Below are 23,596 nucleotides of genomic sequence, written 5' to 3'. Positions count from 1 at the left end.
TCCTCTTATTTCTTATTAAGCTGGTCCAAGGTCGCCTGCGCTTCGGCCAACACCTTGTCGCCTCCGGCCTTTTTCCAGTCCGCTACGTACTTGTCGAATTCGCTAATCGGCCGGCGGCCGGTGATGAAGTCGATAAAGCTCTTGATCGTAAGCTGCGTCAGCGCGTCCTGGAACTCGTCGTAGGCCGGCTTGGCCAGCGGCGTCATAAAGTCGTACTTGCCGATCCCTTTGCTCGCGGCCGCTTCCTTGACCGGCATCAGGTCGCCCCGGGTCATGAACGGCGCCTGGAAGTCATAATCGTTGAAGCTGGCCGGCGCGTGATAATAGTTGCCGATGCCGAACTTGGTGCGCGCCTCGTCCGTGTCGTAAGGCGGGATGTAGGCGTAGGTGCCGTCGCTCTTGATCTCGAACGTCTTGCCTTTTTCTCCGTAGTGGATTTTCGTATACAGGTCGAGATCGAAGGAGGTCGCGTCGAACATTTTCAGATAAGCCGCCATCTTCTCGGGATCCTTCTCGAGCTGCTTGCCGAACTGAATGCCCGTTCCGAGCATCGGATTGCCCTGCGTGATGCCGAAGCTGCCGCTCGGACCCTTCGGACCGCTGGACAGCGCCCAGTCCGCCTCCGGCACGTTTTTGCGCAATTGGGCGTAATATTTCCCCTCATAAAACGCCTCGGGCTGGATGAACTCCCACCAGGATCTCTGTACGGTACCGACTTTGCTGGAAATGACCTTGTCGTCCACGTTGGAGTCTTTGTTGACGAAAAATTCCGGATCGATCAGATCGGCCTTGAACCACTTGTTCAACGTCGTCAGCGCTTCCTTGGCGCCCGGCTCGATCTCGCCCCGCACCGCCTTGCCGTTTTCGTCAACGGTAGCGCCCGGATACACGCCGTACGCGCCGAAGACGGACGAGAAAATCGTCTGAATCGTCGTGGCGCTGGCCGTCATGCCGTAGGTATCCTTCTTCCCGTTGCCGTCCGGATCGTCGTTGCGGAACTTGGTAAGCGCCGCTTCCATCTCCTCGACGGTGTCCGGCGTCTTGGCGATGCCGACCTTCTTCAGCCAATCCTGGCGATAACCGATGATCTCGGAGGAGGAAGCGAGCGTCCACAGCACCGGCAGATTGTAGATCTTGCCATCCTCATGGCGGACGAACCGCATCGGATCGGCGCCGAGATTTTTCTCCATCCAGGCCATATACTTCGGCGCGTTCTGCTGCAGCATATCGATCGGAATCTCCGCCGCGGCCCCTTGATCGGCGAACTTGTCGGCATCCGCGAACGGCACCTCCTTCCACCAGTCCGGGATGTCGCCCGAGGCGATCTGAAGCAGCAGCTTTTCCTTAATGGCCGCCGCGTCGTTCGTCGAGTTATAGAAGCCGATATCGACGCCGAGCTTGTCGCGGATCGCGTTCATCGCATACCCGTCGAGATTCGTCTTGTCCGCGTCGAAGTTCCATACCATCAGCTTCATTTTCTCGCCGGATGCCGACGCCGACGCCGAGGCCGTTGATGCGCCGGACGATGCCTCGGCATTGCCGTCATTGTCGTTGCCGCATGCCGTCGCCGTCGTCGCCAGCAGCGCCGCCCCCAGCAGCAGCGTGATTGTTTTCTTCCGTTTATCCATCTGAACCGCTCCCTCGCATGTCTTTTTCGAATCTGTATATAAAAGGCTCAGCCTTTTATAGCGCCTACCATGACCCCTTGAACGAAATATTTCTGCGCGAAGGGGTAGACGACCAGCATCGGCACGATCGACAGCATGACGACCGCCGCTTGCAGCTGTCTGTCCGTATATTCGCTGTGCGTATTCATCTTCTGAATCATCGCGTTCATGTCCGCCGTATCGTTTTCGATGAGAATCTTGCGGAGGACGACCTGAAGCACCTGCTTGTGTCCGTCGGCAATATAAATCAAACTGTCGAACCACGCGTTCCAGTGACCGACCCCGACCCACAAGGCCAGCGTCGCCAGTACCGGCGCGGACAACGGCAGAATGACCGAGATGAATATTCGCAAATAACCCGCGCCGTCCACGCGCGCCGACTCCTCCAGGCTCTCCGGAATGGACCGGAAAAAATTGCGCATGACCAGCGCGTTAAAAGCGCTGAGCGTCCCGGGCAGCACGAGCGCCCATACCGAGTTCAGCAGATGCAGCTCGCGAATCAACAAGTAATTCGGAATCAGGCCGCCGGTAAAAAGCATCGTCAAAAGCAGGAAGCCGGTAAAGGCGCGATTGAAGGGCAAATCCTTCTTGGACAAGGGATAGGCGGTCAAGGAAGTCACGATGAGCATGCAAAGCACGCCGAGCGCGGTTCGGACGATCGTATTGAGGTACCCCGTCCACAGCGGCTTAAAGTGAAAGGCCAGGCGGTACGCCTCGAGTGAAACTTGCTCCGGAACGAACATCAGGCGGGTCGTATAGACGGAAGCGCCCGATTCCAGCGAGGTAACCAGCTGCATCCAAAACGGATAAAGCGTAATCAGCATGAGCAGCGTCATCGCCGCATACAGGCATAGATCCGCAGCCATGCCGAGCCGCGTTTTACGATACACCATCTTCTCACCTCTTCTCGTACGTTGGTCTACCAAAGCGTGTGATCGCTGCCTCCGACGGCTTTGACCAGACGGTTGACGCTTAGCAGCAGGATTAACGCCACCACCGACTTGAACATGCCGACCGCCGTTGAATAGCTGTAATCCGCGTTGATGAGCCCCAGCCGGTACACGTAGGTGTCGATCACGTCGGCAACGCCGTACACCTGCGCGTTGTACATGTTAAAGATCTGATCGAAGCCGGCATCCAGAATCGTTCCCATCGAGAGAATGAGCATGATGGAGATAACGGGCGCCAGCATCGGCAGCGTAATCTGGATCATTCGCCGGAAGCGGCCGGCCCCGTCCATGATCGCCGCCTCGTGAAGCTGCGGATCGACGCCCGCGATCGCGGCCAGAAAAATGATCGAGCTCCAGCCGAAGCTTTGAAAAACCGAGGTGCCGACCAGGATGCTTCTGAAGTAACGCTCGTCGGCCATGAAGACGACCGGCGCATGACCGAACGCCTTGACGAGGGCATTGACGGGTCCGTCCAGCGAGAACAGCGTCGTGAAGATGCCCGCAAGCACGATCCAGGAAATAAAATGCGGCAAGTACGACACCGTCTGCACCCATTTGCGGAAAAGCGGACGTCTCATCTCGTTAAGCAGCAGCGCGAACGCGATCGGCGCCGGGAAACCGAAAATCAGCTTATAGACGCTGATCAATATCGTGTTCTTAAGCACCACGTAGAAATGCGGATCGTCGAACACCTTGTTAAAATGCTTCATGCCGACCCAGGGACTGTCTAGAATGCCCGAGGTAATGCGGAAATCCTTGAAGGCGAGCACCAGCCCGTACATCGGTGCGTAATTGAATACCAGCAAGAAGATAAAACCGGGGACGAGCATTAGAAACAACATCCGGTATTGCCTGAACTTGTTGAACCGTCCCTTCGCCCGACCGCTCGAACGGGTCTGGACGGCGGATTCCGTTGCGGTTGCCTGCATCGCTCGCTTCCTTTCCAGCGCTTGCCGAACGCCCTGTGCTTGTGCCTTGCATGAGTAATATTAGCAAGCCCGAATGGCTTTGTATCGTTCTCATTTCTTCGATTCGTTTCAGTTTTATTCGTTGTTGGCCGATGATGCCGCGTAGCGCTTGACGCCTTTTCTCCGGGTAAGCAATAATCGATTAAAGCGCTTACGCTAACCTGCAACGGAAAGAAGGCTGGCTATGTTCCGCATCCTGATCGTCGACGATGAGCCTTTCGAACGCGACGGCGTCGTCTATCTCATTCGCAAGTTCGGACTGGATCTGTCGATCGCCGAAGCGGAGAGCGGCGAAGAAGCGCTTGCGTATATGCAAGCGCATGCCGTCGATATTCTGCTGACCGACATCCGGATGACCGGGATGGACGGTCTCCAGCTGGCGCGTCATGCGCGGGACCTGCAGCCGAACGTTAAAATCGTCATCCTGAGCGCCTACGGACAATTCGAATACGCGCAGCAAGCGATCGACCTGAAGGCCGTTCAATACGTGCTGAAGCCCGTCGAAGTCGAGAGCTTCGTGAAGGCGCTTCGTCAAGTCGTCGATCTGTGCGCGGAGGAACGGCTCGAGCTGGAACGGCAATCGAAGCTTCAGCAGGTGTACCGCCGCGGCATTCAGTCGGAGAAAATCACGCTGCTGGCCGATCTTATGGGCGAAGGAGAAAACAGGCCCTTGTCGGGGGAAGACGACCGCGGCGAGCTGCTCCGGTTGAACCGCTTGTTCGCCGGCCCCGGCGTTTCCGAGGATCGCGCGTACCGCTTCTTGATGCTGGATACGCGCATGCGGTTTTTCGATACGGTCGACGCCGGATTCGAAGCGCTGCTGGGCGAACGGCTGGACAGCGAAGGTTCCGTCATGGTCTTGAACGAATATCAGGCGCTCGTTCTCCTGGAAGCGCGCACCGGGGAGACGGAGCGTTCGCTGGCGCGGATGTGCGAGGATTTGGCGCGCTGGTTCAAAGGGCTTTACGGCAAGGAACTAAGCATCGTATGCAGCGGCGCGTTCCAGGACTTCGCGCAGATGCGGGCCGAATATCGCAAGCTGGAGTCCATGCTCGAGAGCAAGTTTTTCTACGAGGAAGGCTTCGTCTTGTTCGCCGACGCCGCCCTGCCGCAGCTGCAATCGTCCGCGTTCGCGGAGCGGGCGATCGCGGATATTTCCCAATGCCTGTCGCGCAAAGAGTGGGATGTCGCCCAAATCCGCTTCGTCCAGCTTTTCGACGATTTAAAGAAGGGCGGACATTTCTCGGTCATCTACGTCAAATACATCTGCTCCGAAATTATCCGTTCGCTCCTCCAGACGATGCGTAAAGGGGACTCCGACGACTTCCGGGGGACGCTTGAAGCGATCTTCCGCACGACCGCGCTGAAGGAGCTGCGGCAACTGATGCTGGACCTGTTCAGGGAATGCGGCGCCCGCGCGGAGCCGGCAGCCCCGCCGGAAGCGAATCACAAGATCGTGGACGAGGTCATTCAAATCATCGAGCGGGAATATCATACCGATCTGTCGGTGGACACGATCGCCGAACGCGTCTACCTGACGCCCAGCTATCTAAGCCACCTGTTCGCCAAGCAGACCGGCGTGAGCCTGATCAAATATTTGACGATGCACCGGCTGGAGAAGGCCAGACAGCTGCTGAAGGAAACCAACCGCAAAATCGTCGATATCGGCGCCGAAGTGGGCTATGCCAACTACCCGTATTTTTGCTCGCTGCTCAAAAACTATTACGGCAAGACGCCCACGCAAATCCGGGAGGAAGGGCGGACATGATCGCCCGAATCCGGCATGCGGTCGATCGGCTTCGGTTCAGGCAGAAGCTTGTGCTGTCCTACTTGTTTATCAGCTTGATCCCCATCTTGTTTCTGGGGACGTATTCTTACAATCAATCGAAGCACTTCCTGAACGACCAGGCGATGGACGACTTCCGCGGCAGCGCGGGCATCTTCGCCGAAAGCATCCGCGCCAACATGGACCGGTACGAGACGATGGCCAGCCTGGTCTTGTACAACGATATTATTCAAAAGATTCTGTCCAAACGTTACCTGGACCTGTTCAATTTGTACGATGACTTGACGGAGTTCTTGAACCCGTATTTGAACATGCTGCTCAACCTGAACAAGGACACGCTGCAGCTCACGATCTACACCGAGAATCAGATGCCCGAGTACGGCGACTACATCAATCGGATCGAACGCATCGAAGACATGCCGTGGTATGCGGCGCTGCAGGACGGCAACCGGCCGCAGTGGTTCCACGAACCTAACCAGCTGTTCCTCGCGAGCCGCTTCCCGAAGCTGAGGCCCGCGGGCAATGCGGACAAAGCGGCAGGAAGCGCCGGCGACGAAAATGTCCTCTACATCCGCGTCAACAACCGCAACTTGTTCGCGAGCCTGCCGGACGCGATGAAGGACCAGTGGGTATTCCTTGTGGATGCCTCCGGAACGACGGTCTACGCCAATCAGAACATGGACGAACAGATGACGCGTACGCTCGCCGGCATCGTCGACAGACCCGAGGGTCATCTGAAAATCGGCGGAACCGATATGATCCTGATCAAACAGCCCGTTCCCGCGACCGATTGGCTGCTGTACTGCCTCGTTCCCTATCGCAACCTCGCCCAGCATTCGGGCAGCATCGTGCGTGCCACGCTTATCGTCGCGGGACTTTGCCTGCTCATCCTGATCGTCATCATCGCGGTGTTCGCCAAATCGATGATCCGGCAGATCTACAAGCTGAACAACTGGATGCGGCGCGTCGAAGAAGGAGAGCTCGAGCTGAGAATCAAGAGCACGTCGCAGGACGAGATCGGCGAGCTGACGCGAAGGTTCGGCAACATGCTGCAGCGGATCAACGAGCTGATCAACGAGGGCTACAAAAACAAGATCAAGCAGAAGGAAGCGGAGCTGAGCGCCTTGAAGTCGCAGATCACGCCGCATTTTCTGTACAACACGCTCAGCTTCATCAACTGGAAGGCCGTAAAAAAGCGACGATCTCGAGCTCAGCCGGATGGTCACCAGCCTGTCCAAGTTCTATCGGACCGCGCTTAATCGCGGAGACAATATAATCTCCGTGCGCGATGAGATCGAGAACATGAAGTCTTACGTGGACATCGTGCTCATGACCAGCGGCCACCGCTTCGACGTTGTCTGCGACTTGGACGAGAGCTGCTACGACTACGGCACGATCAATCTGATCCTGCAGCCGCTCGTCGAAAACGCGGTCAAGCACGGCATCAACAAAAAAGTCGGACGGCAAAGGCCTGCTCGAGATCAAGCTGCGCGCAGACGAGGACACGATCGAATTCAGCGTTCGCGACAACGGGCCGGGGATCGAACCGCATCTGCTAAGCGAGCTGCTAACCAAGCCCACGGCCGGCTACGGCTTGAAGAACGTGGACGAACGAATCAAACTAATGTTCGGCGCCGAATACGGACTGCTGATCGAAAGCGAGGCCGGCCGGGGAACGTGCATGCGGGTCGTGATCCCGAAGCAGGCGATGCAGAGCGGCGGCGAGGGTAACGGCGGTGAGGAGTAGCTGCGGACAGGGGTCTTTTGGCACTTATCGGCGCACCCCTGAGCTCCATCGGGGCAACGATAGTGCCTTTTGGCACTCATCGGCGCCCTCCAGAGCTCCATCCCCGCCGCGATAGTGCCTTTTGGCACTCATCGGCGCCCTCCAGAGCTCCATCCCCGCCGCGATAGTGCCTTTTGGCACTCATCGGCGCCCTCCAGAGCTCCATCCCCGCCGCGATAGTGCCTTTTGGCACTCATCGGCGCCCCCCGAGCTCCATCCCCGCCGCGATCCAACGGCGGTGAGCGGTAGCGGTGGTTAGTTGGACGGCCTGGCGTGCTGTGAAGTAGAGTGCCGCGGGCAGGACTCCGCCCGTGCGCGATAGATGCAAATATGACTTTTGCTGTTAATGCCTTTAGAGCAACTACTCCGTGACAAGCCCTCAGTCGCTCCCACCGGAGCGGCCCAGCGCAAAAAAAACTCCCCCGGAGGGGAGTTCAACGGTTCGCGGCTTCTTCGCCTGCCATCGAGCGGATGTAGAAGTAGCCCAGCACCGAGCAGAGCAAGAAGGTAAAAAAAGGCCATGGCCGCCGCCTGCTCGCGTTCCTGGAAGACGCCGAATACCTGCTGCATGGATACGCCGAGCATCTGCGGCGCGTTCGGTCCGAGCAGGAACGGCGCGGTGAAGGAGCCGATGACGCCCATGAACACGAAGGTCAGCGCGACGAGGAACGTCTTGTAGGACAAGGGGAAAATGAACCGCAGGAAAATGCGCAGCTTGCCCGCCCCCGTGTCGCGGGCGCTCTCGATGATCGAAGCCGGGATGCCCGTCAGCGCCGAGCTGAGCAGCATCGTGGCGAACGGGATGTTGAACCAGATGTTCGCGATCACGATGCCTTTCTCGTCGAAAATGAGGCGGGGCAGCGTCATGCCGAGCGGCAGCAGCATCCGGGCCAGCCACCCATGGTTGCCCAGCAGGTTCATCAGCCCGTACGTGGCGATCACGCCCGGAATGAATAACGGGATCATGTACGTCTTGCGGATCCAGTCGACCAGCTTCCCCCGAGCTGAACCGCATGTACAGCGCGAGCGAATAGCTGACCAGCAGCACCAGCGCGCAGGAGACGACCGTTACCTTAAGGGTAAAAAAGGATGTTCGAACGCATTCCCTTGTCGGCGAACAAAAATTGATAACGGCTCAGATCGTACCCGCCTTCGCCGTTGCTTAAGCTCGTGACAAACGATTGAACGATCGGGATGACCACGATGACGAGCAGCAGAACGAAGGAAGGGCTGACCATGATCAGCCCCCCCGATCGCTTGTTTGACTTCCTTCCTCATTGCGCCGCGACGTCGCTCTGCCAGCGTTTATTGATTTCCGTGCCGAGATCGCCGATGTTGAACGTGCGGAAGCCTTCCGATACGCCCTTGAACTTATCCTGCATCGCCTGGGACATGTTCGAGAGCTCGATGCCCGGGAACCCGTTCATCTTGGTGACGATCACTTCTTGCGCCTCCGGGGACAGCACGAAGTCCAGGAATTGCTTGACGGCGTCCTGCTTGTCCGACAGCTTGTTGACCATCAGGTAGGTCGGACCGCCGTTGAAGCCCGGCGTAATTTGCTGCATCTTCACCGTGTCGGGCAGGAGCTTCTCGCCGAGCTGCTGGAGCACCATATCGGACCACGCCGGGATGATCTCCACCTCGCCGTTCGCCAGCAGGTCGAGCGTGCCCTGGTTTTTTTTCGGATAAATGCCTTTGCCGTACACGAATTTATTCAGCTCCTTGAGCTTGTTGAATCCCGCGTCCCATTTGGCCATGACGGCGGGATCGCTGTTGTGGATATCATCTTCCGACAAACCGTCGTACAGCACGGTCGTGACGAAGGAGCTGCCCGAGCCGCCGGTAGACGGGTCGTTGTACGCGAATTGGCCCGGATTTTGCTTGATCCAGTCCAGCAGCTCGTCGAGCGTCTTCGGAGGCGCGGACACTTTGGCGCTGTCGTACGCGAGCACGACCGCGGAGGAACGGTAAGGGACCGCCATGTTGGATACGTCGGTCATCGTCTTCGGGTCGATGTTGGCAAGGTTCGGAATGCCGCTCGTATCGAGCGCCGCCCATACGTCGTCCTTCGTGCCCTGCGCCACGACGTTGATGCCGTCCTCGTACAGATCGATGTCGCCCGAGCCCTTGCCGGCTTTTTTCGCCGCGAGAATCCGGTCGTAGGTCGGCTCGGCGCCGGCGCCGGACGGGATGTATACTTCCTTGACTTTGACCTTGTCGTTCTGCTTTTCGAACATCGGGATCAACGTGTCCCACAGGTCTTTGACGTTTTGCGAGCCGGTAAAATAGAAGGAGAACTGGACGGGCTCCGCGGACGAGGAAGGAGCGGAAGAAGAGCTGGATGGAGAGTCGGAAGACGAGCCGGAAGCGGCGGCGTTCGCATTCGCGTCGTTATTGCTGCCGCAAGCCGACAATGCCGCGACCGTCAACGTCAGCGCGGACAGCGCCGTCAAGCTTTTTTTCAAACGAACCATGGATATTCATCCTCCTCAGATGGTGTCAATCGTTTGGATAAGCGATCATGGAAGCCAAGGTTACGCGCACGTTTTCTCCCGCGCGCAGCTGCTCGATGGCCTCCTTGGATTGAAACGCCTTGAGCGTGCCGAGCTGGCCCATGTCGACCGATACTTCCGCGTAGTGTCCGAGAATCATGATTTGTTTGATTTTCCCCGGCAATCCCGGCCCCTGTTCGTCCTGATAATCCGAGCTCGCATTCAAGCCGACGTCCTCCGGTCTTACGGCCACCTTGACCTTCCCCCGAGAGACGCTTCGCGTTCGGCCACGACAGCTCGCCGACCCGAATACGCTCCCCGTCCACCACCCCCTCCAAAAAAGTTCATTTTCCCGATGAATTGCGCGACGTACAGCGTCTCAGGCTCGTTGTAAATGCGCTGCGGCGGCGCGATCTGCTCGATATGCCCGTGGTTCATGACGATGATCCGGTCGGACAGGGAGAGCGCTTCTTCCTGGTCATGGGTGACGAACACCATCGTGAGCCCCTTCTGCGTCTGGATGTCACGCAGCTCTTCGCGCATCTCGTGCCTCAGCTTGGCATCCAGCGCCGAGAAGGGCTCGTCCAGGAGCAGCACGGCCGGCTTCAGCAGCAGAGAGCGGGCGAGCGCGACGCGCTGCTGCTGGCCGCCGGACAGCTGCGTCGGATATTTCTTCTCCGCGCCCGGCAGCCGCACGAGACGCAGCGCGTCCGAGACGGCGCTCTTGATGTCGGCTTTGGGCATGCCGCGAATCTTGAGTCCGAATGCCAGGTTGTCGTAGACCGACATATGAGGCCATAAATTATAGCTTTGGAACACCATCGAGGTCGGACGTTTCTCCGGCGGCAGCTGGGTCACGCGCTTGCCCTCGATCAGAATCTCTCCCGCATCCGGCTCGAGGAATCCTCCGATGCCGCGGAGCACGGTCGTTTTGCCGCAGCCGGACGGTCCGAGCAGCGTCACGAGCTCGCCCTTGTTCACTTCGAGGTTAATGCCGGTGACGCCCTCGCCGGTCTTGTAGCGTTTGGTCAGGCCGCGCACGGCCAATTGGACGCTCATCTCTTCGATCCCCTCCTTCTCGTTATTTCACTTGAAATCCGCTGGCCATCACGTCCGCGCTGATGAGACGCTGGGCGGCCACGAGCAGAATGATGGTCGGCGCCGTCAGGATGATCGAAAATACCGCGCCGGCGCTGCTCGGAAAGTCCGATATAATCGAGTACATGATGATCGGCATCGTCTTGATGTCGGGGATGCCGACCAGGAACGTCCCTTGCGCTTCGTCGAGCGAGTTGAGGAACGTGAATACGGAGGCGACCATGATGCCCGGCATCGCCATCGGCAGCGTGATGCTGCGGAATACGCGCAGCGGCGTCGCGCCGACGTCCCGGGCCGATTCCTCCTGGGCGGCTTGAATGTTGCGGAAGGCCGCGGTCGGAATCCAGGTCATGAACATAAGGACGTTGATCATGTGCACGAGGACGACGCCGAGCATCGTGTTCATGAGTCCCACTTTGTAGAACAGCACGGCGATCGATACGTAGAGGCCCATTTTCGGAAAGGCGTGCGTCAGCAGGAAGGAGAACAAAAACACTCTTTTGAAAGGGAAACGAATACGGGCGAACGCGTAAGCCGCCGGAATGCAGAGAACGATGGACAGCGCGGTGACGATCGTCGCGATCAGGAAGGACAGCCCGATCGACTTGGCGACGTCGTCCTGTTCGAACACAAACTTCCACCATTTAAAGGACCATTGATGGGGCAGCAGATCGGGATACGTCCATTGGCCGCTGAAGGCCAGCACGACCAGATTCAGCAAGGGGCCCGCGAAAAACACGGCGAACACCGTCAGTAGAATAAATTCGATGATTCTTCGTCTGCCGATGGCTTTAAAATACCAGCCCACAAGGCTCGCGCCTCCTTCTCAAGTCGATTCGCGAATCAGGATTTCGCTGGCGAATTCGTTCTTTTTTAGACAGGACCTCTTCTTGATGAATGAGGCGGTCGAGCAAAGCGACGGCGTCGTACCCCATCCGGTTCGTATCGACCTTGACCGTCGTCAGCGCCGGCGCGTACGCCGCCGCGAAGTCGATATCGTCGAAGCCCATCACCGCCGCTTGTTCGGGTATGCGGACCGATCGCTGCAGCAGCACCTTCATGGCGCCGAGCGCCAGCATGTCGTTCGTGGTGAAAAGCACGGTATAACCGCCTCCGATGAAAGTCCCGAAGTGCTCCGCCATAAGCCGGGCGCCCTGCTCGAGGTTCGACTCCGGGGACAAGACGACGGCCAGGTCCGACGCCGGGACGCCGAGCTGCTGCAGCCCTTGCTTGAACCCCTCCAGCCGGAGATGGTGGCTTCGATGCTCCTGAGGTCCCGCGATGACGAAAAACCGCCGGTGCCCGAGGCCGTGCAAGTAAGCGGCCGCCTTGGCGCCGCCCTCCTCGTCGTTGCTGACGAGGTGGATGACGTCCGGATCGTCGGTCGAGCCGTTCACCATCAGGTAAGGGAGGTTGTACTTCTTGACGTGGTCGACGACGTTTTTGCGCAGTCTGCTGATCAGAATGAGGCCGTCGACGCGCCGCTCCAGCATGTGATCCGCCGAGCGGACCGACATCTCCCGATCGGTCTTGAGCAGCACCGAGTAGCCAAGCCCTTCGGCCGCTTCGAGGATCGCGTCGATCAGCTTGCCGTACAGCGGATGGGAGACGATCGGCTGCCGCTCGCGGAACACGATCACGCCGATGTTGTTCGTCCGCTTGGCGACCATCGCCCTCGCCACCGCATTCGGCTTGTACTGCAATTGCTCGACGACTTCGAGCACGCGCGCCCTGGCTTCGGGGCTCGCATAACCGTTGCCGGATATGACTCTCGAAGCCGTCGACTTGGATACGCCGGCCAGCGAAGCGATCTCCTTGATGTTATAGGTCATGCCCGCACCGCCCCTCTCCTAACCAGCCTTGCTTGACGCGCAGCAGCGTCGCGACGTCCCGCGTCGTAATCGACTGGACGCCCAGCTCCGCGTACTTCTTCATGTCCTGCGCCTCGCCGATAGTCCAGACGAATACCGACAGTCCGCGATCGGATGCGAGCGTCATAAGCTCCGGCAGGGCAAGCTGATAGGGCACGTTGAGACCGAAGCAGTCGGCGCGCAGCGCTTGCTCGCAGGCCATTCTGGCCGCTTCGGCATAGGCGGACGATCGGAAGCTGCCGATATCGACGTTCAACAGCTTCGCGATGCCGCCGTCCACGTCGTTCGCCCGAACCGCTCTGCCGTATTCGCAGCCGGTCAGCAGCACCCGGTCCGCGAGGTCCCGCTTCCGGATGAGCGCCATGATGGGCTCGACGCAATCGTCCGTCTTGAGGTCCAGATTCATTCGGGTTTGCCCGCCGCTGCCGGTTAATAGATCGAGCACGGTCTCGAGCCGGACGATCGGCGCCGCCAGCCCTGCGTCCAGCTCTTGCAGGGTCAGACGGGACAAGCTTGCGATCCGTCCGTCGGCCAGCACGACGCGATCGTCATGGCTCAGCACGAGGACGCCGTCGCGGGTGACCCGAATGTCGTCTTCGACGATGTCCGCGCCCAGAGACAGGCCCGCCCGGGCGGATTCGACGGAATTGTCCGGCGTGCCCATGCATCCGGTATGCGCGGTGATCAGTGGAAAATCGTTCATCGGCATTCTGCTCCTAATCGAAATAAATGGCGTTGGTAAAAGCGATCATCGTCGTCACGCCGCGGACGTTTCCCCACAACTCGGCCCGCATCCATGACAAGCCTTCGGTTTGCACGGACATGCGGAATGCCTGCATCCCCTGTGTCCCCTGTGTCCCCTGAGTCCCCTGCGTCCCTTCCATATCCCGGACCGCGCTTTCTTCCAGTACGCCCCTATTTGAGGACAAGCGTATGCGGTAAGCGGGATCGGCAAGCGCCCACAGACCTTGGCGGACGGAGAAGTCGATCCCGATCCGGACGATTGCCTCGGGTTCGCCGGCCGGGACGACATCTCCGATCCGGCAGGAGGCGGCGGATGTATCAACTTCCAGCGTGACCAGCGGACCGATCGTGACCGATACCCGGCCCCGGCGCAGCGCCTCTACCGCCTCCTCGCCGATCGGTCTCGACTCGTCTTCAAGGCGGAGATAGGTGACCGAGATCGGCTCGTCCGTCTCTGCGTCTTCGTGCCAATCGCGTCCGGACGTAGCCGCCAGCCGATAGCCCTCGTTCAGCTTGTCCGTCCACAACGAGAACGCGCGCGCATTGTCCGTCTTGATCGGCGCAAATGTGCCCGACCAGGCCTCGATATAGTCGAAGTCGTTCCAATCGTCCACCTCGTACTCCCAGTAACAGCCCGTGCAAGCGGGACTTCCGATGCGAAACGGATGCGCGAGTCCGGCGACGCCGCCGCGCGCATGGACGGCGGACACGCCGTCGTGGATATTGCCGGCATTCGCGTGCCGCCAGTCGACGTATTCCGCCTGGCCGACGGTGACCATGTGTCCGTGGAATGTCGTCCACTCCATGCCGGGCAAGATCGCGATTCCCGCTCGGCGCTCCGCCGTTTCCTTGTCCGCCAGGCCCGACATCGTATTGTGATCGGTGAGCGCCACGCACTCGAAGCCGAGCTTGGCCGCCGCCGACGCAAGCTCCGTCAGCGTCATTTTGCCGTCGCTATGAAGCGTGTGTGCGTGCAGCTCGCAGGCCGTCCATCTCATGGCCGCTCCCCCCTTCCGTTCCTCGTCCGCCGTCCATACTTGCAGGCGATAGGCGCAGTTGTCGGAGACGATGGCATGCAGGCTAAGCGTGATCGTCCATTCCCCCGCCGCGAGTTTGCCTTTCACTAAGCCCGGAGACACTTCGCGCTCGGAGATCGTTAGAGACTGGACCGGATCGGGGCGGTGACAGGCACCGCGGCAGCCGTCCGGGTCGTCCACCGACAACGTAATGAGGTTGTTGAGCGGCAAAGACCGGTCGAGCCTTTCCTTGGCGAGCGCCAGTTGCTCCGGAAGGACGTATTTTTCAAAGCTCTGTTCCAGCAGCTCGCGCGCTCTGCCGTCGTCGTCCAATCGCTTGGGCGAATATTCGAAATGAATTCGTACCGCATATGCCGGCTCGTCCAGCTTAAAGGCGAAGCGGACGTGCGTACGGGAGTCTTCGGGAGTCGCGTTCGCACGGATATCGATCAGCATGACAGGACTCCCTTTTTTTAATGGCGTGGTATGGGAACGATCCCACAGCTATAAATTTAATACCGAAATGTTCGAGCAGTATGTCCAAAAAAAACAAATCTGTGTAAAGGATCGGGGGGACGAGGGCATGGAGATGTGTTCTGCGCCACGCAGAAAGACCTTCAAGTCAGCAGACTCTGAAGGTCTTTTCGTTTGGTCGCTGCATAGGTACGGCTCCTGTAGCCGCGCTTTTCTCGCTTACAGCGGCTGCCTGCTCATGCAGCAGCGTTTACCTCGCTTACAGCACGGTCCCGCACCGTCGTCGCTCGAGTAACGTTGCTTTTCTCGCTTATAGCGGCTGAAAACCGAAGCAGCCGCATTCCCCTCGCCTTGGAAGAGGTGGAAACGCGCGAACCGACAAGGCCGCGACGCAAGACTCGCTGAACGAAAAAAGGAGCCTTTGCGATCGGCAAAGGTCTCCGTTTTTTTGGGTGCGCCTGCTTGGAATGTCAGCCTCGCGCTGCGCGCGCAGCGCCTTCTTCCTCGTTCGGCCCGTATACGCCCGGGGGAACGACGTCCGCCTGCCGCATCAGGATGGTCATCTGGCCGCGATGGTGAATTTGATGGCGAACGACCAGCGTGAGCACGCCGTCGTAAGTCATGTTCATCGAGCCGAACAGGAGCAGGCTCTCGGACAATCGCGCGTCCGTCCATTGGGCTTGGATCGCGTCGGCTACGGCTGCGCTCATGCTGCGGTAGGCGTCCACAATCTCCGCGGCGCTCTCGGGAACGGGCCGTTTGAAATCCGGTCCTGCGATCTGAAGACCCGCGGCGCCCAGGATGCCCGCGGGCGCGCTTGCCACATGCCAGGCGAGCTCGCCGAGCGTCTTGCGGCGGGTGGCGGATACCGCTTGCTTCAGCGAAGCGTCGCTCAGCCCCTCGAATACCTTAAGTGTCATCGCCGCTTCCTGGTTCCAGTCGCTCAGGACTTGTTCGATCGATCGATACATCCTATTCATCGCTCCTCTATAGAGTAGATATAATATATAGGTCAAGCATATCATCGTGCGCGGCCAGGAACAAATTAGGAGCCTCCCCAGATCGCTACGATCAGACTACAAAGGAAGATCATGCCCGCCGCGGGCGTCATGACGGCTTTTTCCCGCTTGCTCTTCGATGCCAGATTGCCCAGCGTGTTGAGGCCGAAAAAGACGGCAATGGCCCAAATCATGATGACGGCGACGGCGCTATCGCCCATTTGGATCACGTCCGCATACGCCAGTATCATCAGCGCGATGATAGCGAGCAGGACGGCGGACGGCAGGCTCATCCATCGGACGCGCGGCGGCAATATTCCCGCGTACTTCCCTCCCCAGCTATAGGCACCCAGCGGCAAACCAAGCAGAAGCAGCAAATGAAAAATCGCGATCAATGCCGCGATCGCCGCTCCGATGACGGCCGCAGCCTGTACGACCGCTTCACTCATGCGAGTCCCTCATCCTCCTTGATTTCCCGCAGCAACGATTGGAACCAGGACGGCATCGAGCGGTGAAAATGAAGCCCGAGCTCCATCGTCTTGAACCGATACTTGGCGAATGCGTGGCAGCGTTCGGTGCGGAGTTACACGGTTTTTCCGTGCAACTGAGCCATTTGGGTACCGGTGCAGCGTTTCGAAGGGCAGCTCGACCAGTCGCCGAACTACCCCGCGGTAATCATCCATCGTATGCCGAATTTGTCCGTCAGCTCGCCATAGTATAAGCCGAACGGCTGCATCTCGATCGGATGCCTGATCTGTCCGCCCTCGGCAAGCTTCACGAACGCTTCGCGCGCTTCGTCCTGCGACCCGTAGCCGATCGACAGCGAGATCGCCGAACCGGCGTCGACCGGCTCGATCGCATCCGCTAAAAAGACATAGTTATCTCCTGAAACGGCGATGCACATATGCATAACCTTGTCCTTGTGCTCATGATCTGCGCCCATCAGCTCGCCGTGCGTGCCGACGGACATCAGTTTGCCGCCGAGTGCCTGCAGGTAGAAGTCCGCCTGCGCTCTGGCGTCCTCCGACTGGATATACGGCTTCAATGCGCCCATGATAAGCCTCCGCCCCGATCTGTTTGTATGATCCTCCTTCAAGGTATCACAACGATGCGTGCCGGATTTCTTACGAATTGCTGTCTTTGGAAGTTTGCTTGCCTTCATCTTTGTTGCCGTTAACCTCTGCTGCCGTTAACCTCTTGCCGGGACATCCGTCTCAATCGCGATAATAGGAAAGCACCCAGCAAACGCCGTTGCGATCGGTCACGATCGCCAGCAGTCCGTTAAACGGCGCTTCGTACGCCTCCGCGTTGACCGTGCCGCCGGCCGCCAATCCTTCGTAGACCCTTCGGAACGCGTCCTCGGTCTCGAGCTTCAGGAAAACTCTAACGTAGTCGCCCTTCCGCGCCGGCTTCGCCGCCTGCGTATCGGCGAACTTCAGCGTCGCGCCGTCCACGTGCAGATCCGCGTTGAGCACCTTATCTCCCTGCTTGCGTAAAACCTCGATCTCGCCGCCGAAAATCGTCCGATAATACTCGATCTCTTCCTTGCAGTTGTCCAATACGATAAATGGGATGACGATCATTCGCGAATCTCCTCCAGTTCGGTTAAATTGCGGAGCACGATCTTTAACGATTGAATGAACGAATCGTACGCTTCGTCCGAAAGCCCCTTCCGCGTCCTCGCCTTTACGCGAGCGAGCGCCTCCTTCACATAAGGCACGATTTGCCTTCCCTCGTCAGTCAGTTCGAGCAGCTGATAACGGTTGTCTGCGGGGTCTGGATCCCTTCGCACGTAGCCTTCCGCTTCGAGTTTGGCGATCGCCTTGGCCGTCGTCGCCTTGTCGACGAGCAGCCGCGCGCTCAGCGCCTTCTGCGTAACGGCTCGCCCGGACGCGATCGCCATCAGGAAAATGTACTGGCCGCTCCCGATCCGGTAAGGCGCCAGCTCGGCGGCGATCACGACCTGCATGTGACGGTAGATGGCCGATATATACTGGCCATGCGAATCGGCGGCGCCTGCGGCTGCGCCGTCGCCGTCTGAAAGCCCCGGCTCGCTCATGTCACTCATCCTCTCCAATAGAATGCTATTGCAACTAATTACAGAATACGCTATATAGGATGATATTGCAACTAATTTAAACCAATATGTTCCTCCGATCTATCGTGCACCAATTCCAAAAGAGACTACTGCTTCAGGCGGTAGCCGATTGTCCCGCCTCGCTGCGCAACTTACCCGAAGAGGTCGTCAAGCATGGCTTCGTTCTCGGGCACGAGACCGAGAACGACGGCCGCGAGCTGTATTTTATATTCAAGCGTGAAACGCACGGTAGTCCAAAAACGCAAATGGGACGAAGCAGAATGACTGCTTCGTCTCGTTTGCGTTTTTGGACTATGCAGATTGCGCTAAGATTAACGCGCGCCATTAATTTGGGCAGCCGCTGCGATATACACGATCCCCTCTCGCTCGCCCGCCGCTCACCATAGTACTCGGAATAGCGCAAATCTGCGCTATATTTGAACGCACACCTAGCAACCGTAGGCCCGTCGCTCACGCGATACTAGGAATAGCGCAAAATCGCGCTATTCTCGAACTCACACCCTGCAACCGCACGCCCGTCGCTCACGCGATACTAGGAATAGCGCAAAATCGCGCTATTCTCGAACTCACACCCTGCAACCGCACGCCCGTCGCTCACTCGGCCCTCCGAATAGCGCAAAATCGTGCTATTCTTGAACGTCCGAGCTCCCGCTCGCCCCAACTAGCGCGGTTCGCCCGCTAAGCCGACGCGCCGCAACCGCAGCGGTCCCGGTTCGCCGCGCAGCAGCACGGGCTCGCTTGCGCCGAGCGCGCCGCGCCCGATGCGGCCGTGCCGCGCGAACGCGAAGTCCGCCGGCGCGCCCAGCACCTCGTAGTCGCCGGGCTCGAGCGCGAGCCGGCCCCAGGCAAGTCGGGCGCCGTCGACGTCGCGCCAAGCCTCGAGCGACACCTCGCCGTGCGCGCCGTCGATCTCGGTCGGCAGCGTCACCGGCGCGAGCGGCCCCGGCAGCGGCGCGTCGTCCAGCCGGAAGGCATGCTGACCCCGCTCCAGCCGGAGCGCCAGTCGACCGGGCGCCGCGGTCCAGTACGCGCCCCCCGGCGCCAAGACGGGCGGCGGGATCGCCGTCCGCCGGCAGCTCGCGGCCGGTGACGAGCTCGCGCAGGCGGACCTCGCCCGGCGGCACCGCCAGCGAGAGCGAGACATCGCGATCGGAGGACGCGGACAGCCGTCCGTCGCCCCACGCTGCCGTCGCCGGCGCGTCGCTCTCGAAGACGACGCCCCCCGTCGAGCTCGACCCGCGTTCCCTGCACGAGCAGGAGCGCATCGCCATGCACGGCCAGCGCCGCGCCGTCGAAGCGGTAGCCGCCGGCGCCGGTGTCGACCGTGCCGGCAGCAGCCGTGCGAACATAGAGCGCGGCGTCCCCTTCGAACGACAGCCGGACATAGCCGGCGCACTCCGCCGTCGCGACCGCCGCAGGCGCACCGCTGTCAAGCCGGTAAGGCGCCAGCGTCGCGATCAGCACCGCCGCCCGCTGCTTCGGCGTCGCGAACGTTGCGTGCACCTGCGACTTGCCGGCCGCCCATGCGACCGGCGTCGCCTCGTTCCCGTCCGGATCGAGGAACCGGGCCTCGACCGACGCCGTGCTGCCGCGCGAATCCGCGCCGTGCAAGCGGACCTGCAGCCCGGCCTTGCCCTTCTCGATCGTGGCGCCGACGCCGTCCGGATTCAGCGTCAGGCGCTCGTCGGCATGCAGATTCCACTCGAAGGAAACGCCCTCCGGATCGGACGCGGCCAGCTCGTCGATGACGACAAAGACGTCCGGCTTCATATAGACGATATGCCGCAAAGCGCTCGAGAGCTCGCCGCCCCGGTACGCCGCGACCGCATCGCCTGTCGCCGCGTCGAATGCCGGATGGGACGCGAATCCGACCATTCGGCCCTTGGCGTCGAAGTCGTCGATCGGCTGGCCCTGCCGTCCATCGAACGTGATCGCGTTCGCAGAGTACGTCCGCTTGGTGTAGCCGCGATGGTGCACGCTGTTGTAATAATCGTAGTAGCCGCTCTTGAGCGCCAGCGTCTCGCCGAACGCATGGATGATGAAGCCGTTCTGATCCGCCTGGCTGTGGCTGTAGCTGCCGTACGGGCTCGACTTGAAGTACAGCGAGATCCGCTCGGGATCGGTCAGGTTGCTGTGCATGGCGACGAGGCCCGTCGTCTCAAACCACTTCGCCTTCGGCAAGTCTGCCGGCGGCCGCGGGACGATGCTTTCGTCGCCGTAGAAGTAATCCTGCAGCCCCGAAGCCGTCCGCTCGCCGATCGCCTCCGCCGCCCACTTCAAACGCGGATCGCCGTACACCTGCGCCAGCCGGTTCAGCAGGCCGATGCTGGGCCAGTCCGGCAGGTAGTGGCTATCGTTGCCGAACACGCCGGTCGGACTGCCGTGCGGGAACATATAGATCGGATACAGACCCTCGTGCCGCGAAAACGCTTTGTCGTACGCGTCGATGGCGCCCACGCTCAGCAGCACGTCCATGAGCTCCTTGTTCGAGCCGGACGACCACTGCCAGTAACCGGTGCCCTGCGACCACGAGCCGTCCTCACCGCCCCATGGCGGGAGCAGGTTGATGAATGCAGGCACGGCGCGGCGCACCCACACTTCGGCTTCGGGGATGTCGTGCAGCAGGATCGTGCCCATCAGCCCGATGTAGCCGGCGATCGTCCAGCCATGGGAGTCGAACGGATACTGATTGATCGGCTGACGGTCCAGGTAATGCTCGATCAGCACCGCGATGCGCGTGCGGACCATGTCCTGGACGGCCTGCCGCTCGGCGGGAGACAGCAGGTCGTGCAGCCAGTCGTAGGCGATGGCGGAGCGGTACGCGACGGCGCGGTGAACCTGGTCGTTAATGTCGAACCGGGTCGCGGCTTCGGGGTCCCACGAGGCGAAATTCAGCAGTTGGGCCTTAGCGCGCTCGCCGATCCCGCGGTCTCCCCCCGATAAGATAGACGAACGCGGCTTTGAGCAAATGATCGAGCGCGGCGTCGGCGTACTTGCGCAGATCCTGCAGCGCCTTGACCCACTCCGGCGACACGCTGGAGATGGACCTGTCCATGTACGGGAAGGTCGGATCCGGCGGCAACGGGTCTTCCATACGCGAAAGGACCGAATCCCGGGCGTGCTCGAACACGGTTTTAGCGACGCCGTGCAGGCGCCGCTCGCGGAATGCCTCAAGCTCCCGAGGGTTCGTCCATACCCGCGGATGTGCCCTCTCCATGCGCGCGAGCAGCTCGTCGACCGGCGGCACGGGAAACGGCACGCTGCCTTCCGCAATGCGGAATTTGCGCACGTCGCTCCACGCGGACCAGCCGGTCTCGGGCGTATGGAATCGCACGCGCCAATGCCAGGTACCTTCTTCTAAAACATGCGGAAAATTATAAAAGTTGATCGCCGGCTCCGCGGACGCGGTCGCGCCGCCGTCGAAGGCGGCATCGCGCGCGAGCTCCAGCCGGTACCCGTCCGCGCCCGGGACGAAGGGCCAGCCGAAGTCGGGCGGGTTCTGCGTCGTGACGAGCGCGTCGGCCGGGCGGAACGGGAGGTTGGCGTTCGCCATTAGCTCGGCAGGCCAAGGGTATCCTGTCACTTCGCGCGGCTGCTTGATCGATGCGGCCTCCGCGCTTCTGCTTGCGTTTTCCATAACAAACTTCCTTCCTCTTCGGAATGTAGCCTCATGGTAAGCGCGGCAGCTGGACGGCACAACTCAACAATGTGCAGTTTTATGAACGATCGGCACCTGGTCGGATGTTTTCAGTTTTGTGCGGAACGCTTTTAACGGTTGTTTTGCAAGTAATGCTCGATTTTCCGCAATCGGACGTGCAGATGCTCGACCGACATCTCCGCCTTGTTCGTGATGGATTCGCGGAACGCCTCGATCTCTACCTGCATGTCTCCGAGCAGCTTGTACAGCTTTTCGTAATCCTTCACGACCTGGTCCAAAAACGCGTCCACTTGATCGGCGTCGTAGCGCCGCGACATCATGCGGCCTTTATCGAACTGCTGGTTAAAAATATCCAAGGCCGAAAACGTGACGCCTTTGTCGGCCAACATTTGCTGAAGCTTCGGGTTGACGGTCATGGGAGCACCTCCGATATTGGAATGCGGCGAAGCGCCGATCGGGCTGATTGCGCCAAGCTTAAGCCTGCTCGGCCGTGCGTCCGCGCCTCACCAGCAGGAAATAAGCGAGCATCGCGGCCGCGCTCGTCGCCAGGATGATGACGCCGAGCGGAACGGCGGTATCTTCGCCCGCGATGCCGACGAGCGGCGAGACGACCGCGCCGAGCAGGAACGGAATGACGCCGAGGAGCGCGGCGGCGCTTCCCGCCATTTTCGCCTGGCTCTCCATGGCAAGCGGGAAGGCCGCCGTGGACGTCATGCCGATGGACGCGACGAACACGAACAGCGGAATGACGAGCGTAAACAACGGACCGTGCACGTAAGCCACGATCAGGACGGCGACGCTGGCGATCATGGCCATCCACAGGCCGAACAGCAGGAAGGCGCGCTCGGATATCCGGTGCGATGCCCGTCCGACGATCTGGGAGCCGATGATTAGGCTAATGCCGTTCGAACCGAACAACAGCGCGAACAAGGTCGGCGAAGCGCCGTATATATTCTGATAAATGAACGGCGTTCCCGAGACGTAAGCGAACACGCCCGCGATCATGATGCCCTGCGCCAGCATGTAGCCGACGAACTGTCGGTCGCGCAGGAGCGTGCCGTAGTTTCGCAGCTTGCTGCCTGAAGTTGCTCGGGCTCCGCCGCTCAGCCGGAAGCGTCTCCTTCAGGCGCCACTTGGTCATGCTCCACAAGTAGACGCCGAGCAGCGACAGCGCGACGAACACGCCGATCCAGGAGGAAAACGACAAGACGCCGCTGCCGGCGACCGGCGCCACGAGCGGTCCTAAATTGCCGACCAGCAGGAGCATCGAGAAAAACCGGGTGAGCGCATGGCCTTCGTACAGGTCCCGCGCGATGGCGCGCGAGATGACGATGCCCGCGGAGGCAGCGAAGCCCTGCACGAACCGGCAGGCGATCAAGATGCCGATATGAGGCGATAAAGCGCAGCCTAACGAGGCGATTACGTAAAACGCCATGGCGATGAGCAGCGGATTGCGCCTGCCGTGAACGTCGCTGAGCGAGCCCATTACAAGCTGGCCGATGCCAAGTCCGAGCAGGCAGGCGGTGAGGCTGAGCTGTACCAGCGAAGCGGTCGTGCCGAATCGTTCCACGATCTCCGGGAACGCCGGCAGATACATATCGATCGTAAACGGCCCGAGCGTCGAAAAAAAGCCCGAGCAATAGCGCTTGTCTGACGACATGCGCGTTGTTCTGGTTGGACATAAGATGGCAATCTCCTAATCCTATCTTTTATCTGTGTCTGTAATTGCCTCAATTTAAAGGCCAGTCCATCCTACCATAATCGGACGAATTTCGACAACAATTTGCGACATGCGCGCAAAAGCGCACTCGCGCGTTCGCATTAATTGCGTTTCTTTAATTGCGTTTCTTATAATGAAGCAATAATTTAAGGATGGTCATAATTATTCGCGGAGTTGAGTTACGAACAGGTCGGGCGTAAATATTTCACTCGCATGCGGTTCTATGTAAGCATCATCTTCTCGAAAAGCCATTCATTGTATGGTTCGGAA

At 59.8% G+C, this 23,596-nt stretch carries 20 protein-coding genes and 4 pseudogenes; 4 read left to right on the top strand and 20 right to left on the bottom strand.

Translation table 11 applies throughout. From position 1 onward, the window contains the following. Nucleotides 1–5: 5 nt before the first annotated feature. Genes OMP40_RS35675 through OMP40_RS35665 form a run of 3 tightly spaced genes read right to left on the bottom strand, consistent with a single transcriptional unit; the run spans nucleotide 6 to nucleotide 3,546 of the window. Nucleotides 6–1,628 (bottom strand): type 2 periplasmic-binding domain-containing protein, encoded by a 1,623-nt coding sequence (locus OMP40_RS35675; protein WP_277538632.1) that lies wholly within the window; start codon nucleotides 1,626–1,628, stop codon nucleotides 6–8. 47 nt (nucleotides 1,629–1,675) lie between these two features. Beyond that, a complete protein-coding gene (locus OMP40_RS35670) occupies nucleotides 1,676–2,560 on the bottom strand; it encodes a carbohydrate ABC transporter permease (protein ID WP_277538630.1) in 885 nt (294 codons plus the stop codon). A 26-nt stretch (nucleotides 2,561–2,586) separates the two neighbouring features. Then, nucleotides 2,587–3,546 (bottom strand): ABC transporter permease, encoded by a 960-nt coding sequence (locus OMP40_RS35665; protein ID WP_277538628.1) that lies wholly within the window; start codon nucleotides 3,544–3,546, stop codon nucleotides 2,587–2,589. A 223-nt stretch (nucleotides 3,547–3,769) separates the two neighbouring features. Between OMP40_RS35665 and OMP40_RS35660 the strand changes: the two genes are divergently transcribed. From OMP40_RS35660 to OMP40_RS42800, 4 genes and pseudogenes are all read left to right on the top strand, one after another. Beyond that, nucleotides 3,770–5,353: a response regulator gene (locus OMP40_RS35660; RefSeq protein ID WP_277538626.1), complete on the top strand. Its 1,584-nt coding sequence runs from the start codon at nucleotides 3,770–3,772 to the stop codon at nucleotides 5,351–5,353. After that, a complete protein-coding gene (locus tag OMP40_RS35655; protein WP_277538624.1) occupies nucleotides 5,350–6,630 on the top strand; it encodes a sensor histidine kinase in 1,281 nt (426 codons plus the stop codon). The genes OMP40_RS35660 and OMP40_RS35655 overlap by 4 nt, the downstream gene beginning before the upstream one ends. Further along, a pseudogene (locus tag OMP40_RS42805) lies at nucleotides 6,602–6,661 on the top strand (hypothetical protein); the annotation flags it as partial. The gene OMP40_RS35655 and the pseudogene OMP40_RS42805, both read left to right, overlap by 29 nt. A 181-nt stretch (nucleotides 6,662–6,842) precedes the next feature. Next, a complete protein-coding gene (locus OMP40_RS42800) occupies nucleotides 6,843–7,118 on the top strand; it encodes a sensor histidine kinase (RefSeq protein ID WP_420872133.1) in 276 nt (91 codons plus the stop codon). 473 nt (nucleotides 7,119–7,591) lie between these two features. Here the strand turns inward: OMP40_RS42800 and OMP40_RS42795 are convergent. The 17 genes and pseudogenes from OMP40_RS42795 to OMP40_RS35565 form a co-directional block, all read right to left on the bottom strand. Next, a pseudogene (locus tag OMP40_RS42795) lies at nucleotides 7,592–8,435 on the bottom strand (ABC transporter permease). Then, nucleotides 8,432–9,631, bottom strand: a complete 1,200-nt coding sequence (locus tag OMP40_RS35640; protein ID WP_277538620.1) for an extracellular solute-binding protein — start codon at nucleotides 9,629–9,631, stop codon at nucleotides 8,432–8,434. The pseudogene OMP40_RS42795 and the gene OMP40_RS35640 overlap by 4 nt, the downstream one beginning before the upstream one ends. 25 nt (nucleotides 9,632–9,656) lie before the next feature. Beyond that, nucleotides 9,657–10,708 (bottom strand): annotated as a pseudogene (locus OMP40_RS35635) (ABC transporter ATP-binding protein). 22 nt (nucleotides 10,709–10,730) lie between these two features. After that, a complete protein-coding gene (locus OMP40_RS35630) occupies nucleotides 10,731–11,555 on the bottom strand; it encodes an ABC transporter permease (RefSeq protein WP_277538618.1) in 825 nt (274 codons plus the stop codon). Continuing rightward, nucleotides 11,539–12,579, bottom strand: coding sequence for a LacI family DNA-binding transcriptional regulator (locus OMP40_RS35625; RefSeq protein ID WP_277538615.1), 1,041 nt, complete (start codon nucleotides 12,577–12,579; stop codon nucleotides 11,539–11,541). Before OMP40_RS35625 ends, OMP40_RS35630 begins: the two co-directional genes overlap by 17 nt. Continuing rightward, nucleotides 12,569–13,321, bottom strand: a complete 753-nt coding sequence (locus OMP40_RS35620; protein ID WP_277538613.1) for a glycerophosphodiester phosphodiesterase — start codon at nucleotides 13,319–13,321, stop codon at nucleotides 12,569–12,571. The genes OMP40_RS35625 and OMP40_RS35620 overlap by 11 nt, the downstream gene beginning before the upstream one ends. Before the next feature lie 13 nt (nucleotides 13,322–13,334). After that, nucleotides 13,335–14,834: a CehA/McbA family metallohydrolase gene (locus tag OMP40_RS35615; protein ID WP_277538611.1), complete on the bottom strand. Its 1,500-nt coding sequence runs from the start codon at nucleotides 14,832–14,834 to the stop codon at nucleotides 13,335–13,337. A gap of 488 nt (nucleotides 14,835–15,322) precedes the next feature. Continuing rightward, the gene (locus OMP40_RS35610; protein ID WP_277538609.1) at nucleotides 15,323–15,823 is read right to left on the bottom strand and encodes a DinB family protein; all 501 of its coding nucleotides are present in this window, start codon (nucleotides 15,821–15,823) and stop codon (nucleotides 15,323–15,325) included. Between the two features lie 74 nt (nucleotides 15,824–15,897). Then, nucleotides 15,898–16,299: a hypothetical protein gene (locus tag OMP40_RS35605; RefSeq protein ID WP_277538603.1), complete on the bottom strand. Its 402-nt coding sequence runs from the start codon at nucleotides 16,297–16,299 to the stop codon at nucleotides 15,898–15,900. A gap of 212 nt (nucleotides 16,300–16,511) precedes the next feature. Further along, entirely contained in the window at nucleotides 16,512–16,904 is a 393-nt protein-coding gene (locus OMP40_RS35600; RefSeq protein WP_277538601.1) for a VOC family protein, read from the bottom strand. A 160-nt stretch (nucleotides 16,905–17,064) separates the two neighbouring features. Next, nucleotides 17,065–17,433, bottom strand: a complete 369-nt coding sequence (locus OMP40_RS35595; RefSeq protein WP_277538599.1) for a VOC family protein — start codon at nucleotides 17,431–17,433, stop codon at nucleotides 17,065–17,067. Next, nucleotides 17,430–17,909 carry a MarR family winged helix-turn-helix transcriptional regulator gene (locus tag OMP40_RS35590; protein WP_277538597.1) on the bottom strand — a complete coding sequence of 160 codons (480 nt, stop codon included), beginning with the start codon at nucleotides 17,907–17,909 and terminating at the stop codon, nucleotides 17,430–17,432. Before OMP40_RS35590 ends, OMP40_RS35595 begins: the two co-directional genes overlap by 4 nt. Nucleotides 17,910–18,609: 700 nt before the next feature. Continuing rightward, nucleotides 18,610–18,876, bottom strand: a complete 267-nt coding sequence (locus tag OMP40_RS35585; RefSeq protein ID WP_277538595.1) for a hypothetical protein — start codon at nucleotides 18,874–18,876, stop codon at nucleotides 18,610–18,612. After that, nucleotides 18,873–20,843 (bottom strand): heparinase II/III domain-containing protein, encoded by a 1,971-nt coding sequence (locus OMP40_RS35580; RefSeq protein WP_277539713.1) that lies wholly within the window; start codon nucleotides 20,841–20,843, stop codon nucleotides 18,873–18,875. The genes OMP40_RS35585 and OMP40_RS35580 overlap by 4 nt, the downstream gene beginning before the upstream one ends. Before the next feature lie 10 nt (nucleotides 20,844–20,853). Beyond that, entirely contained in the window at nucleotides 20,854–21,585 is a 732-nt protein-coding gene (locus OMP40_RS35575) for a DUF4962 domain-containing protein (RefSeq protein ID WP_277538594.1), read from the bottom strand. A gap of 131 nt (nucleotides 21,586–21,716) precedes the next feature. Then, nucleotides 21,717–22,022: a DivIVA domain-containing protein gene (locus tag OMP40_RS35570; RefSeq protein WP_277538592.1), complete on the bottom strand. Its 306-nt coding sequence runs from the start codon at nucleotides 22,020–22,022 to the stop codon at nucleotides 21,717–21,719. Nucleotides 22,023–22,080: 58 nt separating this feature from the next. Beyond that, nucleotides 22,081–23,203: pseudogene (locus tag OMP40_RS35565) on the bottom strand (multidrug effflux MFS transporter). Nucleotides 23,204–23,596: the final 393 nt, after the last annotated feature.

The sequence above is a fragment of the Cohnella rhizosphaerae genome (assembly GCF_029525575.1).
GTDB lineage: Bacteria > Bacillota > Bacilli > Paenibacillales > Paenibacillaceae > Cohnella > Cohnella rhizosphaerae.
This window is presented reverse-complemented; position numbering and strand designations above follow the sequence as displayed.

What these genes read in the sequence shown, in the direction of transcription:
- OMP40_RS35665 (WP_277538628.1), bottom strand. Translation starts at nt 3,546, where the DNA reads ATGCAGGCAACCGCAACGGAATCCGCCGTCCAGACCCGTTCGAGCGGT.
- OMP40_RS35660 (WP_277538626.1), top strand. Translation starts at nt 3,770, where the DNA reads ATGTTCCGCATCCTGATCGTCGACGATGAGCCTTTCGAACGCGACGGC.
- OMP40_RS35570 (WP_277538592.1), bottom strand. Translation starts at nt 22,022, where the DNA reads ATGACCGTCAACCCGAAGCTTCAGCAAATGTTGGCCGACAAAGGCGTC.
- OMP40_RS35615 (WP_277538611.1), bottom strand. Translation starts at nt 14,834, where the DNA reads ATGCTGATCGATATCCGTGCGAACGCGACTCCCGAAGACTCCCGTACG.
- OMP40_RS35610 (WP_277538609.1), bottom strand. Translation starts at nt 15,823, where the DNA reads ATGTATCGATCGATCGAACAAGTCCTGAGCGACTGGAACCAGGAAGCG.
- OMP40_RS35675 (WP_277538632.1), bottom strand. Translation starts at nt 1,628, where the DNA reads ATGGATAAACGGAAGAAAACAATCACGCTGCTGCTGGGGGCGGCGCTG.
- OMP40_RS35575 (WP_277538594.1), bottom strand. Translation starts at nt 21,585, where the DNA reads ATGGAAAACGCAAGCAGAAGCGCGGAGGCCGCATCGATCAAGCAGCCG.
- OMP40_RS35625 (WP_277538615.1), bottom strand. Translation starts at nt 12,579, where the DNA reads ATGACCTATAACATCAAGGAGATCGCTTCGCTGGCCGGCGTATCCAAG.
- OMP40_RS35620 (WP_277538613.1), bottom strand. Translation starts at nt 13,321, where the DNA reads ATGAACGATTTTCCACTGATCACCGCGCATACCGGATGCATGGGCACG.
- OMP40_RS35600 (WP_277538601.1), bottom strand. Translation starts at nt 16,904, where the DNA reads ATGGGCGCATTGAAGCCGTATATCCAGTCGGAGGACGCCAGAGCGCAG.
- OMP40_RS35590 (WP_277538597.1), bottom strand. Translation starts at nt 17,909, where the DNA reads ATGAGCGAGCCGGGGCTTTCAGACGGCGACGGCGCAGCCGCAGGCGCC.
- OMP40_RS35640 (WP_277538620.1), bottom strand. Translation starts at nt 9,631, where the DNA reads ATGGTTCGTTTGAAAAAAAGCTTGACGGCGCTGTCCGCGCTGACGTTG.
- OMP40_RS35605 (WP_277538603.1), bottom strand. Translation starts at nt 16,299, where the DNA reads ATGAGTGAAGCGGTCGTACAGGCTGCGGCCGTCATCGGAGCGGCGATC.
- OMP40_RS35595 (WP_277538599.1), bottom strand. Translation starts at nt 17,433, where the DNA reads ATGATCGTCATCCCATTTATCGTATTGGACAACTGCAAGGAAGAGATC.
- OMP40_RS35655 (WP_277538624.1), top strand. Translation starts at nt 5,350, where the DNA reads ATGATCGCCCGAATCCGGCATGCGGTCGATCGGCTTCGGTTCAGGCAG.
- OMP40_RS35670 (WP_277538630.1), bottom strand. Translation starts at nt 2,560, where the DNA reads ATGGTGTATCGTAAAACGCGGCTCGGCATGGCTGCGGATCTATGCCTG.